This is a genomic window from Paenibacillus sp. NMA1017, from assembly GCF_058895805.1.
The window spans coordinates 16,223-32,166 of the sequence record NZ_JBZXYR010000017.1; the positions used below are offsets into that span (position 1 = coordinate 16,223).

The following is a 15,944-nucleotide window of genomic DNA, read 5'->3' on the forward strand; positions in this document are numbered from 1 at the left end:
TTATCCTTTCCAGCTGTGACGCTAGCCTAAAAAGCACGATATAACCTAGCTAGGGATGCAAGATAAAGTTCTCATAGGAAGGTAAATATGAACGGTCCACTGTATAAGGAAACCATCCTTATACTAATAAAATATAATTATCCATCTGGTAAAGCGAGGATCTAATTTGTTTTATTAAACCATTAATGGCTAAATTCTTTAATTCAACTTATTATGCAGGATATAGTTTTTTTCCAGTATTGATTCTTAAAAAATCAAATCTTTTCTTTTCTCGCTGACATGCGTCCTCATAAAGTTTAAAATTTAAAGCTCAAATTAAAGACTTAAAAGCTTTAATATGGTTGCTCTGCCCTTTACGAGCGATTACAACCCCTTGCAAAATATGACCTTTGTTGACTCCTGTCGATTCAGTGCAGCCTCACGGTCCAATCACGATTATCTTCCTCTCCGACTGGCTTTTTCACAACTGATGCCCCACTACTAAAAATGCCAAGTCCTAAGAATAGAACCTGACATTTTATCAAATTTGGAGCGTAAAGACGCCGAAGTGCACTTCACTCAATTTTTCGGCAAAAACAATATGGGTTTGGACAGTTCACTTAACGTCTCACCTTAATATGCGTTCGCCTGTCAAGATGGAAGTCACTTCGTTTCTTGACATTAAGCAAACCAGAGCCGCCTTTGATCCGGGGTAAGTGAGATGACCATTTCATCCACATCCACTGTCGATACTTCTGAAGGGTCGGCTATAGATACACTTCGCTTAACCGGACCTGGGCCTTTCCCGTTCGGGGTTAGATCAGGCAAGAAGCCCCCTTTACGCAGCTCAACTACACTGTCCTTGACAGCTTGTATGATCCGCGCAATATCTTCCTCCGTATGAGCGGTCGACAAGAAGCAGTTCCGCCCTTCCCAGATGTAAATACCCTTTTCCAGCATATGATAGAAGAAAAGCTCCAGGTCACCCTTGAGTACGAAGCGAAATAATGAACCAAAGTTAACAATTTTCATAGGTATCTGCTCATCGGTAAAGTAACTATTTAACTCTACTGCCAACGCCAAAGTTCGGCTGTTCAACTGATTTTGCAGCTGCTCGCCGTGATTTTCCAAATAATCCAACACTGCCAAGGATGCCGCCATCGCCAGCGGATGATGACAGAACGTACCGGCTACAAAGGTTCGCCGATGCTCATTCTGAGGATAGGAACCATCTCCGAAGCTCCAAGTGCCTCCGTCAATCCCATCCATAAAGGCCGCTTTCCCTGCTACGATACCGATTGGCATCCCTCCGCCAATAACTTTACCGTAGGTCACAAGGTCAGCTTGGACCCCAAACCACGCTTGAGCGCCTCCCGGTTGAATTCGGAAGCCTGTAATCACTTCATCAAAAATAAAGGCTGTACCGGAATGCTCCGTGATTTGGCGAACCTCCTGTAAAAAGGCCTTCGGCTGAAAATCAGGACGACGGCTTTGCACCGGCTCCACTAGCACAGCAGCCAGCTCCTGCCCATGTGTACGTATATAATCCAGCGATTCATCCGTCCCATAGTTGAGTACAACGATATCATCCACCATGTGCTGCAAGATACCAGGCGCCAGAGGTGTGGAATGCTCCTTATTGTTACCTGCACTCCCCAACGCAAGCACACCATCGTAAGTACCGTGATAGGAGCCGGCAAAAATGACTACTTTGGCTCGCCCGGTGGCAGCACGCGCCAAACGGAGGGCAACCATAACTGCCTCGGTGCCGGAGTTGTACAAAGCAATCCGTTCTACACCGGTCAGCTTGCAAATTTTCTCGGCGACTTGTCCTGCCATGTTGGACATGGGCCCGACACACATGCCGTTCTTTAGCTCTGCCTCAATTTTTTCACGGATAAAGGCTGGATTGTGTCCAAACAGATTAACACCAAAGCCCATGGTCAAATCTACATATTCATTCCCATCCAAATCCCAAATTTTGGACCCGTCTGCACGTTGAGATACAATTTGATAGACCATTTCCTTTAAAATAGGCCGGAAGCCAGCTACATTACGGTTATTCGCGTAGACAGACCGATACTGCTGAGTGTACTGCTTGGTGCTTCGCGTCCGAGCCGTATAGCGCTCAATCAGCTCTTGCAGATGTTGTTCTTGTCGGTGTGAAAGCAATTCATGGGCTTTGACCTCCAGCTTTTTATAAGGTGTAAACGGTTTTAATTCATGGCCTGCTTTCTTCTGAACAGCTAGTATCGGTGGAACAGTAGCTAATGCAGTTGCGACTTCCTGTTTGGTTTCAATGAACTCTGCGCTTTCTCTATTTGCTGACGACAAAACCCTTTCCGGTTGAAACGATTGGGAAACGGATGTCGAAGGAGTCGGTTGAGTTCGGAGCACATCAAGCTGCTGTGACATCACGTGCAGCTGCTGCTGCAAAATCTGCTCGATACTCGTAGAAGTCGCTATAACTGTTGTGCTTTGAGATGGCTCTTGCCCAGATATTCCATGAGCCGATGTACCAAATGCATTGAAATCCTGCCGTGGCGAAATTGATGCTGTAGCAGCATCTACCCGATTAAGGGGCATTTTCGGTTGGCTTTCCACAGCACCAACTGTTGCCTCGTCAGAAACGGAAATACTCACCTGATCTGCAACGTAGCTAGTCAACAGTTCGAGCGTGGTCAGTGATTCAAAAAATTCATTCATTGGGACATCCAGGTCGAATGTATCCTTGATGCTGTGGCGGACCTGGGACAAATTAATGGAGTCCAGCCCTAGTTCTAGAAAATGTGTTTGTGGCTCCAGTTCCTCAAGACTAAGTTGTGACACATTACCGATCATTTTCGCTAACTTTTGGCGAATGGAAGATTTATGCTGCTTAGTAAACGACGCTGACGTCGAATACTCATTCTCCATAATTTCAGACTCCCTTACTATTGGTTTTTTATAAACGGGTGCTGTCTGCTCCGCTCGAACCTGTTCTGGAACATGAATCCAGCACCTTTTCCTTTCAAACGGATACGTAGGCAGAGAAACCCTTTTGTACGGGTGACCTGCGTATAGCGTGTCCCAGTCTATCTGTGCCCCCTGTACGTACTTCACTGCTACTTGCTCCAGTGCTTGCAAAGTGTCCGAGCTTCCGGCGTCTGTTTCTGTACCACCACTGCTGTCTACTTTTCCAGTGTATACACCTTCAATGGTCTTGCCCTGCTCATGAAGCTGAAGTAATTTCGCTTTCAGGGCGTCCGCTCCTTCTGCTATCACAGCTACTCGGTATGTTAAGTGGCTTCTGCCCGTGTTAGCCGTATAGCAGACATCCCCCATCGGCAATTCTTCCTCACGTTCAAAGCGATCCACGTACCGTGCAATCAACTCGCTTAAAGCTCCTTCAGTTCGCGCCGACAGTGTCAGCAGCAATGGTGATGATCCATTTTTTCGGTCGGTGGTTTCTTGGTCCGCACCCTTTTTCGCTATATATTCTTCCAGCACCACGTGGCAGTTTGTCCCGCTGAAGCCAAAGGAACTCACCCCACATCTTCTCGGGAATCCGTCTGTCTTCCATTCTCTCAGTCTAGTGTTGGCATACACCGGAGATTCTTCAAAATGGATGTTCCGGTTGGGCGTGCGAAAATGAACGAGCGGTGCAATCTGCTGATGCTTCATCGATAGCACACATTTAATCAATCCCGCAATCCCAGCAGCTTCGTATAAATGCCCGATATTCGTTTTGACCGTGCTTATCGCTACAAACTGCTTGCGCTGTGTAAACCTGCGGAAAGCCTGGGTAATGCCTTTAATCTCAACGGGATCGCCTAGCTTGGTGCCAGTACCATGGGCTTCAATATAGCTTACCGTCACGGGATCGATCCGTGCATCACGCCACGCCTGCGAAATGACTTCTGATTGAGCCAGCGCATTGGGCGCGGAGATTCCAATCGTACTGCCGTCCTGATTAATCGCGCTTCCTTTGATCACACCCAGAATGTGATCTCCGTCTTTTTCCGCTTGACGAAGCGGCTTTAAGAGAACGGCTCCAACGCCTTCGCCCCAGCCTGTGCCGTCCGACTGATCGTCGAAGGCTCGTGCCCGGTCATCGGAGGATTCCATGCCAATGCCTGCTTTCAATGGCAGCAAAATGGTCTTCACTCCACCGGCCAAAGCCATCTCGCAATCTCCACTAAGGATGGACTTGCATGCCAAATGCACTGCCACGAGAGAGGAAGAGCATGCTGTATCAATGGTTAGCGTCGGACCCTTTAGATCGAGTAAATATGCAATCCGGCTGGAAATAATGGACGATAAATTACCAATGGCAAAGTTCGGCAGCGCGCCTGGTTCCACCTCGGACAACAAGCGCTCGTATTCAAAGCTGGTCTTGGAAAAACCGACATACACACCGACCTTTTTGCCAGCCAGCTGCTTCCCTCCATACCCCGCATCCTCAATCGTACTCCATGCTGTTTGTAGAAATAACCGTTGATTCGGGTCCATGAGTGAGGCTTCCCGTGGAGTCAACTTAAAGAAGGAGTAATCAAACTTGTCTATTTCATCCAAATAGCCGCCTTCTGCGATTAGCATATTCCGTCCTTCCGTATTCAGACGCGAAATGAAATCTTCGGCATCTTTTCTTCTTTCGTCGCTGTATGGGCCGATATTGTCAGCGCCTGATGCCACATTCGCCCAAAACTGCTCCAATGTTTCCGCTTGAGGAAACTTACCCGACATGCCGATGATGGCGATATCCCGGTCCTCCGACTCCTCCTTGGATTCCAATTGCGGTGCTGTATTCACCTTATGACCTAAGTCCTGACTGGATATATATCCAGCTAGCTTGGCGATAGTCGGATAAGAGAAGAAGTCCGTTACCTCAATATGAATCCCGAGTTGTTCCTCTAATTGGTCCACGATCTGAACGAGTTGTAAGGAAGTTACGCCAATATCAAAGTAGCTGTCTTCCGTCCCAATTGACTGTACATTTAAAATAGCTTGGCAAATTCCAATCAGTTTTTGCTCGATCTCACCTTGACGCAGAGGAGTATGGTTCGCTTCCTGTATATTTAGAGTGGCCTCCGCCAGGGATGCCAGTACTACATTAAATTCTCCTTGCTCGTAGCTCTGAGCCAGCTTGTAGCGCTGAACCTTTCCACTAGTAGTTTTGGGAATACGGCGGATTGGAACTACATCTTGAATATGCCATCCTCCCCGATAATTCAAATGGCTTTTCAGCCTTTGGACTAGTGGCAAAAATAACTCTATTTTTTTCGTGTGCATCACAAAAACAACAATACGATCCTGTCTAGTTTGCGCATCATGTACACCACAGACAGCTACTTTCCCCAGATCCACCCCGTCCAGTTCCTCTGCAATCCTTTCGATATCATGCGGATAAACGTTCTGGCCGTTCACGAAAATAATATCCTTGGCTCTACCTGTAATCACCAGTCGTCCGTTTCTCATAAAACCCAAATCTCCAGTGATGAGCCAGCCATCCTCTGTCTTGACCTTTGCGGTAGCCTCGGGATTGTTATAGTACCCCGCAGTCACATTTTTGCCGCGAATTTGAGTGTATCCGATTACATCGTCTTTTAGCACCTGATTTTGCTCATCACAAATGCGAACAGAGGTGCTGGCCATGGGGTACCCCAAATCCGCAAACGTAAGACAACGCTTATCGGATGAATCCACTTCTTCTATAGGCTCACCCACATGCAGCTGCTGCCGATTTAAATGAATAGTAACAAAATTATCTTTATCCAAAGGTGGGGTGGAGACACCTACGCTTGCCTCTGCCAAGCCGTATACAGGATACATGATATTTTTTTTTAATCCATGTACACTCATGGCTTCCATAAATACATGGCAAAGCTCCACCGATATGGGCTCAGCTCCATTTAAAATCATGCGGACACTTGACAAATCCCAGTTATCCGCTGTTTTTGATTTATATTGATCAAGGAAAAATTTAAAGCCGAAGTTAGGAGAACAGATTTGAGTCACCTTATGCTCCGACACCTTTTTTAGCCATAATGAAGGACGTCTTATAAAAAGAGCTGTTGGCATAATGAGCTGCTTGGCATGGGCAATGACACAGGTTAAATGAAAAGCGATCAATCCCAAATCATGTGTGAGTGGCATCCAGCCCAGATACGCATCACTTGAAGTCATTCCCGTTTGACTGGCGATATCCCGAATATTGTGTACGAGATTCTCATGCGTCAGCATGACTCCCTTAGGATCACCTGTCGAACCAGAGGAAAATTGAATAAACGCCAAATCCTCTGGTCTGGATTCATAAATGGTTCCTTTGTTCTGATCGGAATAATCAAAATCATGGCTAGAAAAGGTCGCTTTTTTTACAGAATTAAAGAAATCCAGCATCTCATGCTGGTGAGAATACTTTTCTAGCTGCTCTAATACTTTATGATCTGCAATCATGTAAGGGCAAGTAAGGGTACTCCAGATTTTAAACAGCTTCATTTTGTGTTCATCATTATTCCCGATACTTACAGGTACGGGGACGATTCCTCCGAGCAGACAGCCCCAAAACACATTCACAAAGGTATGATTGTCTTCAATTTGCATAATTAGCTTATTACCAGGCTGTACTCCTTTTTCCTGCAATTGATGAAGCACCTGCAGGGCTTGCTCCAGAAGTTGACTGTAGCTTACATACTCCTCCTGTGTATCACCCGAAATGAAAATAATCCCGTTCTCAGCTCTACTGGCTCGTTCCTGAATGATTTCAATTAATGTTTGAAACTGCTCCATCCTGTTCCCTCCTCAAAAAGTCTAAAACTTCCTCCTGCTCTCCTACAGAGACTTGTTTGGTTTGCAGTATCAGGCGAATACACTCAAGCGCTTCGCGTCTTAATTCATAAGCAGAAGAAGAGCTGCCTGATTCTATGCTTTTGAGTAATTCCTCCAACCTGCGAATAGGTAAAATAACCCCCTTATGATACTCATCCTCATTCCAATTGGCATTGGGTGTAGACACCGCCAGCGCCAACGGTTTGACCAACCAATCACGGGTCGAAAAACGACGTTCCAGTTCAATCCGATCCAAGTCCCTGTCCAAGGAAAGTACCTCAAAAGCGATGTTTGTTTCCTTCGCCAAGTTTTTCAGCACCGTTCGCGGTCCTAATTCAATCCCCTGCTTCACCCCATGTTTCTCCATATACTGCATCGTTTGTATCCACCGCACTGGACGGATCATTTGCAAATGCAAACCTTGACGAATGCTGTTGGCATCCGTATATGGCAGTGCTGTAACATTAGAAATGACAGGCCACAGCGGTTCATGAAAAGTATATTTTTGCAGCTCCAATGCTAATCGATCAGCAGCATGCTGCATAAGCGGGCTGTGAAAAGGGCCGCTTACCTGCAGACGGGTGATTTGGAACCCACGTTGCTCTAATTGTCCTGCCACCGCAGCAACAGAGGCATGATGACCAGAAACGACGTATTGATAGGAGGAGTTATAACAAGCGATGGTAACAGGCTCACTGGTTACGGCATAGTGATCGCATAGCTCTTCTAGCAGGTTTAAATCAGCCCCCCGAACAGCAATCATGCAACCCACTCCGGCCTCTGATGCTTCTTCCATAAAGCGTCCCCGTTCTTGTACCACCCGCAAAGCATCGCCAAACGACAAGACTCCGCTGCTTACCAATGCAGAATACTCACCCAAACTATGCCCAGCCGAAAATTGGGGAATAATCCCAACATCGTGCATGTAACGTCTGAATGCGATTACACTGATTGTGAGTAGTGCAGGCTGGGTGTAGGATGTTCTTGATAATTGGGAGATGGGTCCTTCCATACATAAAGTTTTTAAATCATACCCCAAAATATCAGCAGCCTCTTCAAAAATGTGACCTGCCTCTGAAAAACCGCTATGCCATGCCGCTCCCATCCCAACATACTGAGACCCTTGTCCCGAAAAAAGCAAAGTCATGCGATTCATGTCCAACCCCTTTCCTCACCATAAAAAAGCGGTAAAACAAAAGTTTTATGGGATGCAGATGTTCACATTCCTATGTATTTAGGATAGATACAGTAAAAAACAACAAAAAGTCTTGCCACAAACAGGAATCGACATATTAAAGTAAATCGTTTTTGAGTTTCATGATGTAGTTAGAAATAAAAGTGTGTAAGTAGACTTGGAAGTGTAAAAAAATGGAGTGTGCTTGAAGTTCAGGCTTGATACTTAGAAACTTCAGCATCATAGATGAGTGTAAGACATAGATTAAGGCTATTAATTTATTATAAACATTAAATTGAATTAAAGTACAGTGATATATACTACATATATTTTATAAACCAAAAGAATACCCTCTTTTGTTTAAAAAAAGGAATTGTTTTTAGCTTTTTAATGAATTTACATGAAAATTTCATATTCTAAACTATTGACTGGCATCTATCGTTAAAACAAAAAAGCCGCCAATTTGGCGACTTTTATACATTGCTTCATTCGACAGTAATCGACGGTTAGGCGTCGGCATAGATACGTAACTAAATAAGTAGAAAACTCCAAAGCGGTTTATCTCCTTATGCAGGCAGTCTCCTTGATGGCTACAATACGCAAGCGGCTAGTGTCGATCCTCCACTGACCTCCTTGCTTAACCTTTGCCTCGATGGCGCGGTAGATCGACTCTTTGTCAGCAGATGTGACGTCTAGGAAGAAATAATCGGCGAACTTGTCCAGCCAGTTCCGCACCCCTTAAAAACCGCTGATTTGGTTTCTTCAGATCAGCGGTTTAAAATCTCAATTCCCCCCCAAATTCTTCAACATACTTTTGGATTTGTTATTTTCTGAATTCGGCTTATCAAAACCTAACAACACTATCCTTTCAGGTGTAAATGAAGCCATTTGTTGGATCTTTTTTTTGCTTTTGTCTGATCATCATTGATTTAAAAATCACTTCGTTGTGGCTTCGTACAAACGCTGTAAAATGGTAACTGCTTCAGCCCGTGTGACTAGCGCTTTGGGGTGAAGGTATCCTTCATTAGCGGTAAGGACCCCCATCTTGGTTAGGGTGTAGAATGCTTCTGCCTTTTGATCCTGGGAATCTCCATCATAGTTGTACTCTTCTCCGGTCTTGTCGATGTACAGCACTGGATAGTAGGCCGAGAAATTGTCATTGTAATTGGCCTGACGAACTTTCATATCCTTGTACTGCGCAGCTGCTGAAATCACTTCCTCAATCTCAGGATGAAGCGTCTGCTTGGTATAATCCGTCCGAAGAGAGGCAATCATCATCACATCCCAGCGGGTCAATGGTTTATCAGGCTTGACATAGAATTGATAGTTTGGATACTTCCCCCCAACACTTTCAGCATACGGCCAAACATAATCCCCGTTGAGTATTGCTGCAAAATCTTTATTCGCCCAGTGTTTACGCGCATCTACAAAGTCGGAAGATTCGCCGGAAGAATGATCGATTTCTGGAAAAAGCTTATGAAACATATGTACAAATTCCGCCTTCGTTATAGTTTTGCTTGGCTTGAAGGTCCCATCTGCATAACCCTTGACAACGCCCTTGTCGACCATGGAACGAATCGATTCGGCAGCCCATTCATACTTTGTTCCTTCCACATCAGAAAACGTGTTTGCCGCGAATGCAGATTGACCGAAAAACAGTGTCGTCGCAACCAACGGGGTGATAAGCCATTTCTTTTTCAACATCTCTTTCCACTTCCTTTAGGTAAAATTTATGTATAAAATAGTTCTCTAGACTCAATTTTATATCGGCATTTCAAAAGAAAATGATGATATTAAAGAGAAAAAAAGTACTGTTAAACAGTATTTTGGAATATCGACAAACCATATTTAAAAGATGCTATGGATACAAGTTCTAAAGCTTCTACATATTCGGGTAGACCCGTCGGGAATTGAGAAAGCTTGTGGAGGCCTTCATGGGCTTAACTTCTCGCTTTTTACTCTTCCGACCAAGCCTGTAAGTCCGATCCTGGCATCGATTGACTGCTTCATGTAATCTGCCCGTTAGCTTAAAGCAACCGAGTGATCGGCTGCTGTGGTAGCATTAAATTAGTATGCAACAATAATTTTCATTAATGTGATTAGAATACTCGTTATTGAGTGATAATCGTAAGCCTTACATGATATCCAATTATCTTGCAGAAGTCTATTCAGGAGATCGATTGCAACATAACCCTACAGGCCTTTTCCGCCTAGAGCACGGAGTTTAATGGGCTCCGCTCCGACAATCAACGGTCGGCCGCGTTGTATCGACGCCAGTACCTCTTCGTTCTTAAGACTGGCTGCATGAGCATCTGCATCTTTCCACAGTTCGGTCACATACACCGCATTCGGGTCGTCGTCTGACACATTGACTATATACAAATAGCAGTCAGTATTCGACTTCAACAGCTCGGCCGCTTCTAGCAAGATGCCTGCAAGAGCATCCCTTTGCCCTGGACGTGCCGTCAACTTTCCATACATAGCAAAATGGTTCATGATCCTCATCCTACCCTCGAGTGATATTTGACTTCATCTTATCATAATGTTCCGCAATGTCAGCGCTAATTTCAGTAAACTTCTCCACAAGCGCTAAAAAATAGTCGGTACCATTCCTCCATCCATACGGATTGGAGAACCTTTAAATGCAGATGCATAAGGACTACATACAAATGTAGCAAGTCTACCTATTTCAATAGGCTTGATAAATCGCTGTATTTCAGATTGAGGCAGGTTTGTAACCATAAAGTCCTTCTCTTTTTCTGAAAAAGTCATATCTTCATGAGGATACATACTCTCAATTATTTGGTGTACATTCTCAGAGAGTGTTGGTCCTGGCATGATCGTATTGACTGTAACTTCTGTTCCTATTGTTAATTTAGATAAGCTTTTTGACAATGACAACAACATAGATTTTGTCATACAATACTGAGGCATTTGTCCTGAAGGCATAATTGCTTCTTCACTCGCAATAAAAATAATGCGACCATAATCATTTTTCAACATTTTAGGTAAATAAAATTTTGATAATCCATTTGCAGCAAGAACGTTAGTGCGGAAGTATTTTTCCCATACTTCATCGTCTACGTCCTCATATTGCATAATTTCATAAATACCCATATTGTTAACTAAAATATCAATTTCAGGGTATTTTTCAAATAAGGCTTCTCTTTGTCCAATATCCACAATATCGGCTGTGGCATTTTGAGGGGAGGTAGCTGGGAAATCTAACTTAATTTCATTTACAGTTCGTTCTACCTCTTCATAATTTCGTCCATTAATTAGTACATTAACACCTTCTTTGGCTAGTTCAATGGCAATTGCTTTACCTATGCCTATCGTTGATCCTGTAACTAAAGCTATTTTATATTCTAATCCCATATCCATAATACACTTCTCCTTTTTTATACAGTCTTGTGCTCCGGATAGTGATTATATTATCTTGTCTGGATTGTCCAGTAACTAGTATATTGCGCCAAAGTTCTTGTTTAACACGCCAAATGCTAAAACTCATTAGGCAGTCCTAACGTGTCCCTGATATCGAGTTTGTACCTAAATGTTCAGTCCGCCAATTTGAAGGTGTATCACCCTCCCATTGGCGGAAGGCGCGGTAAAACGAGTTCTGGTCTTCATATCCAATCAAAAATGCCACCTCTTTAATATCGAGCGAGGGGTCTGCCAAGTACTCTCGTGCCTGCTCATGTCTAGCTTGTGTCAATAGAAACTTGAAGCTCGTATTTTCGTCAGTAAGCCGGCGCTGCAAGGTACGATCACTCATACTGAGCTCCTTCGCCACAGCCTGAATGTCAGGACGCCCTCCTGTAAGGCTACGTTTCATGATCCATTTGACCATCTCAGTAATTGAGCGGCTTCGCTGCTGCTCATCCAACGATCGGTCCAGAGCAGGAGTCAGGATTTCCAGCAACTCTTTGTTGTACGAGACAAAGGGACGGTCCAGATCTCTTCGATGTAGCGTCAATCGGTTACATTTTGCACCAATTCGGATGCGACAGCCGAAGTATGCTTCAAGGGCTTGTACATCGCCCATGGAGTGCGAAAATTCAACAAGCTGTGCTGTCAAAGGTTGACCTGTTCCCCGGCGTCCAATCTCCAGAAGAAAAGCCAGCGTAATACCCACCAGCATCGGCGGACCGAATTGCTCGGGAGAACGCCATTCCAAATCAATTGTACAGTGCTCGCCCTCCTCAGTGATATGTAGGTTTTCCGGGGGACACAGTTGTTTGTACCGAGCCATTCGGTTTAGAGCGTCGCGGTAGTCCCGAGCGTGGTAAGTCGCTAAGACAGTCGGTGGGTACTTCGCTGTATCAAAGACGGTCGCAAGCTTGATGATTCCTTGTGCAGTGTCACCAATGAGATCAGAGTATGCCTGCCAGATCGCGAAATATTGAGCGGTGGTGACTACTGGTTCAGTACTAATGGTGATCGGCAATCGTGCTTTGCGAGCTACGTTGTGGGCGCCAAACCCTAACTGACATAATCCTGCCCACAATCCTGGCGGGATTTTAATACGGTCAGAGGTATGAGACTTCATATATATGGGCCTCCTTTATATACTTACATATTCATTAGTTTTGGTTGCGATGGGGTCCATCTTAAGTACACATAAGAATACTCTTAAGTATGTTAAGGTGTCCACATTAACGTAATAAGCTGCGGATAATGCTACATCTTCTTGTTATCTGTGCTACTTTCAATCCATGACGAGGAATTTGGCGAATTACTTAATCATGATAAAATTCTGTTAATGGCATGAACGACTCATCCTCAACATCAAAAAACACACCCGTATGTTTATGAGTGTGTTTTTTGTTTTTAAAACCTCAAATCACCGACACTCCTAGGAATATCATTTCCTCTATGCTTCTTATATTTAAAAATTAAGGCTTCAAGAAAGGCCCGTTTTCACCGATCTTACCGGGGGCAGGATTACCCGGGAGATCAAGTACATATACCCTTAAATTTCCTTTGCCCGAGACTGTCAGATTGAGCGTCCCATTCGTAACCTCTTTGACGTCTCCAGTAATGGCATCTTTATAGGTGCCGTTAGGAATATTCCGAAAAACAGCCGATTCACTAACAGTAACTAAAGCATAACTGTCTATGCCATTTGATGAATCCGTATAACGCCGCTTGTACGCCATTTGTCCGCTTACATCATTTGTAGAATACTGTCCTTTCTGCAGGGCAGGAATACTTCTTCGAATTTGATTCAGTCGCTGAATGTGCTTTACAAGGGGGTGCTGCAGGGTTTGAGCAACCGAACCGGAAGCAGAAGCTACCTGTCCGAAATCGGAGGCAACTACTGTACCTTCAATATGATCTCCATAGTAAGCACGTCCTGTGGTTGCTAATGGACACGTTGGACCACAGTCGATTGGCTTGCCTGCCTGAAATTCGATTTCTGAGCCGTAATACAATGTTGGAATTCCACGGAAAGTCCACATTAAACTCATATTCTCAGCCCATGCAGCCGTGCCCCCCGTATACCGGGTCGAAGACTTGTTAGGCCCATAATCATGGCTATCTACATACACTACGTTATAGGTCGCATCGTTATAACTGTCATCCGAATCCTTGCCATTCCAAAATGCGTTATTCGCATCACTAAAATTCATATGCATCCTCATATCAATTACATTCATCCCGGAGGATTGCGAATGGTCCGGTTCATGATACACATTCCCTTTGAGGAATGCATTATTGGATAAAGGCTGATTGGCTGTACCAAGATTATTTTCGTGTTGATATTGTTCCAGCGCAGCTGCTTCATCATTGGTGCTATACTCTTTGCGTTCCTTCCAGGTGAAGAATTGAGCCGAATGATTCACAGAACCTCGGTTCCATTTATCGTTGACGAAAGCACCTACTTCACCGAACATATAGAAATTACGTCCTTTTTCACCAAACTTCTCAATCGCCCGCTCTTGCGCTGCAGGAAGAAAATGACGGTTCCAGGTAACGCGTGGAATGTGCACAGCGGTGTCTATCCTAAACCCGTCTACCCCCATATCTATAAATCGATTGTACGCTTCAATTAAATAATCTTGGACAGGCTTCGACTCTGTATTAAAGTCAGCCAGATCCTCATGCAGCCAACAACTCCGTGAATCTTCCCCTTCCCAATTGCCGATCCAGCAACTGTGATAGTACTGTGAAGGAAACATGCCAGAGGTGGGGTTTGGCCATTGGCAATTGTAGGTTTTTGAGTTAATTGGAATCCCCCAATTCCGGCATGTGTTGCCCTCCGGCTCCTTCGTTGACCATAGGTCACCGTTATACGGCTTGCCTGCGTCATTCTGCTGAAGGCCATCGTACTCGATTCCTTCTTGAGGTTCGTCATAGTACCAGCTCCACTGATTATCTCGAATACCGAATACTTTTGGCGTGAATAGACCTTTTGCACCCCAGCGGCTAGAGTGGTTGTACACAACATCCTGTATGATTTTAATATCTTTGTCGTGTGCAGCATTAATCAAATCCTGGTATGTTGCACCTGGTGACTCTAACCTAGGATCCACTCGAAAAAAATCGTAACCATGATAGCCATGAAAGTCATAGTCAGATCGATTCAATACAACCGGTGTAATCCAAATCGCCGAAAAGCCAAGAGCCTTGATATAATCCAATTTATTGATTAACCCTTGAAAGTCGCCCCTAAACATTGGATCACTGTTAGCTGCATTGCCGCTCGAAACATGATTCGCACCACCTCGGTTGTTCGAAGGATCTCCATCATAGAATCTGGCAGTCATCACAAAATAAATGGAATCTTCACGCATATCTGTTCCGATCGGGTTTCCCTTTGAAGCAGGAGGTGGTGAAGTTCCAGTTGTTGCACTTACCTCAATACTACTTTCCGATTTGTTGGCTGGTTCTGCTTTATCGTATGCCTTAACTGTATACGTATATGTCGTTTTCGCTTCCAATAATAAATCTTGGAAGGTAGTACGAGTTGTCGTATAGACCTTTTTGCCTTTAGTTCCTCCTGTGCGAGTGATCTCATACCCGCCAATTCCACTTCCACCAACATTATCAACAGAAGGATCCCATTCTAATTGGATTTGTAGTCCATCCGCATTGGCTGTCAATCCTTGAGGTATAGAAGGTGCTTCTACATCAATAACTGGAGGGTTACACGGATTCTTAGCTCCTGTTGTTGTGACGATGCCGTCTTTGATGGTACTTAAACCAGAAGCTAAATGATAATCAGCCCCTTTATTATTATCCCAGACAGAGCCGTTGTTAAATGCTGCCTTCATTGATGTTTTGGAGCCAAGATCAATCGTTTTTTTGGCCCAATCCAAGCAAGCGTTTTCATTCATGCTGATACCCGGCGGGGATGTCCAGGATGAACCATCGGGAGCATAGTGGATATTTACATCGCTCCAGCCACGGCTTTTCTTAAAATAGTAAACTATCGCTTGGTTGTCTGGAAGGGCTGTCAAATCAGGGTTCTTCGGCAGATTGGCATATGTTGCATCGGAGATATTTTGCTTGATGAGAGAAACATTGCGATAGAAATCGTAATCTGATACTCTACTACCGTCGGTAGTGTCTTCAGAGGCTTTCCATGAAAGTTTTACTGATGTACTTGTAACGTTTTTAGGCAATTCATCAGCATTGATCGGCGTAACAACACTTGCTGATGTTAATACAAGTATCCCCGTGATTATGAGTAAAAATAAGCGTTTCCAGGATCTTCGTTTATAACTCCTCATTCTCTACGTCCCTTCATCTATATTCTTCTGGTCGCACACTACAATAAACGATCTCTCCCTTCTCTTTTCTCATACAAATGATTATTCTAGCACTTTCATGGATTATTTTATGTTTTTATGGAAGAATTTAGAGTGGAATATGTTGATTTATAAGGAGGAAATAGCGGATTTTATGTAAAAACATCTTCTTCTCTTTACGTGTAAATTAAAGCTATTCGAAATATCAGCAACTTAAAAATGATCAAGCC

The 15,944-nt window shown here is 44.2% G+C and carries 7 protein-coding genes; all 7 read right to left on the minus strand.

Going from position 1 to position 15,944, the window contains the following annotated elements; translation table 11 throughout:
• Positions 1 to 660 precede the first annotated feature (660 nt).
• On the minus strand, positions 661 to 6,747 hold the full coding sequence (locus AC5ELV_RS24630; protein ID WP_493432260.1) for an aminotransferase class III-fold pyridoxal phosphate-dependent enzyme: 6,087 nt from the start codon (positions 6,745 to 6,747) through the stop codon (positions 661 to 663).
• Positions 6,722 to 7,942, minus strand: coding sequence for an ACP S-malonyltransferase (gene fabD / locus AC5ELV_RS24635; RefSeq protein ID WP_493432261.1), 1,221 nt, complete (start codon positions 7,940 to 7,942; stop codon positions 6,722 to 6,724). Before fabD ends, AC5ELV_RS24630 begins: the two co-directional genes overlap by 26 nt.
• 954 nt (positions 7,943 to 8,896) lie before the next feature.
• Positions 8,897 to 9,664, minus strand: a complete 768-nt coding sequence (locus AC5ELV_RS24640; RefSeq protein ID WP_493432262.1) for an S-layer homology domain-containing protein — start codon at positions 9,662 to 9,664, stop codon at positions 8,897 to 8,899.
• A 489-nt stretch (positions 9,665 to 10,153) separates the two neighbouring features.
• Positions 10,154 to 10,456 (minus strand): putative quinol monooxygenase, encoded by a 303-nt coding sequence (locus AC5ELV_RS24645; RefSeq protein WP_493432263.1) that lies wholly within the window; start codon positions 10,454 to 10,456, stop codon positions 10,154 to 10,156.
• A 93-nt stretch (positions 10,457 to 10,549) separates the two neighbouring features.
• Positions 10,550 to 11,344: an SDR family NAD(P)-dependent oxidoreductase gene (locus AC5ELV_RS24650; RefSeq protein ID WP_493432264.1), complete on the minus strand. Its 795-nt coding sequence runs from the start codon at positions 11,342 to 11,344 to the stop codon at positions 10,550 to 10,552.
• Positions 11,345 to 11,480: 136 nt separating this feature from the next.
• Positions 11,481 to 12,509: a helix-turn-helix transcriptional regulator gene (locus AC5ELV_RS24655; protein WP_493432265.1), complete on the minus strand. Its 1,029-nt coding sequence runs from the start codon at positions 12,507 to 12,509 to the stop codon at positions 11,481 to 11,483.
• Positions 12,510 to 12,855: 346 nt separating this feature from the next.
• Positions 12,856 to 15,696, minus strand: a complete 2,841-nt coding sequence (locus AC5ELV_RS24660) for an alpha-amylase family glycosyl hydrolase (RefSeq protein ID WP_493432266.1) — start codon at positions 15,694 to 15,696, stop codon at positions 12,856 to 12,858.
• Positions 15,697 to 15,944: the final 248 nt, after the last annotated feature.

Bases quoted from the DNA above. Each gene is read 5' to 3' on its own strand.
- fabD (WP_493432261.1), bottom strand. From the start codon at position 7,942: ATGAATCGCATGACTTTGCTTTTTTCGGGACAAGGGTCTCAGTATGTT.
- AC5ELV_RS24640 (WP_493432262.1), bottom strand. From the start codon at position 9,664: ATGTTGAAAAAGAAATGGCTTATCACCCCGTTGGTTGCGACGACACTG.
- AC5ELV_RS24655 (WP_493432265.1), bottom strand. From the start codon at position 12,509: ATGAAGTCTCATACCTCTGACCGTATTAAAATCCCGCCAGGATTGTGG.
- AC5ELV_RS24660 (WP_493432266.1), bottom strand. From the start codon at position 15,696: ATGAGGAGTTATAAACGAAGATCCTGGAAACGCTTATTTTTACTCATA.
- AC5ELV_RS24630 (WP_493432260.1), bottom strand. From the start codon at position 6,747: ATGGAGCAGTTTCAAACATTAATTGAAATCATTCAGGAACGAGCCAGT.
- AC5ELV_RS24645 (WP_493432263.1), bottom strand. From the start codon at position 10,456: ATGAACCATTTTGCTATGTATGGAAAGTTGACGGCACGTCCAGGGCAA.
- AC5ELV_RS24650 (WP_493432264.1), bottom strand. From the start codon at position 11,344: ATGGATATGGGATTAGAATATAAAATAGCTTTAGTTACAGGATCAACG.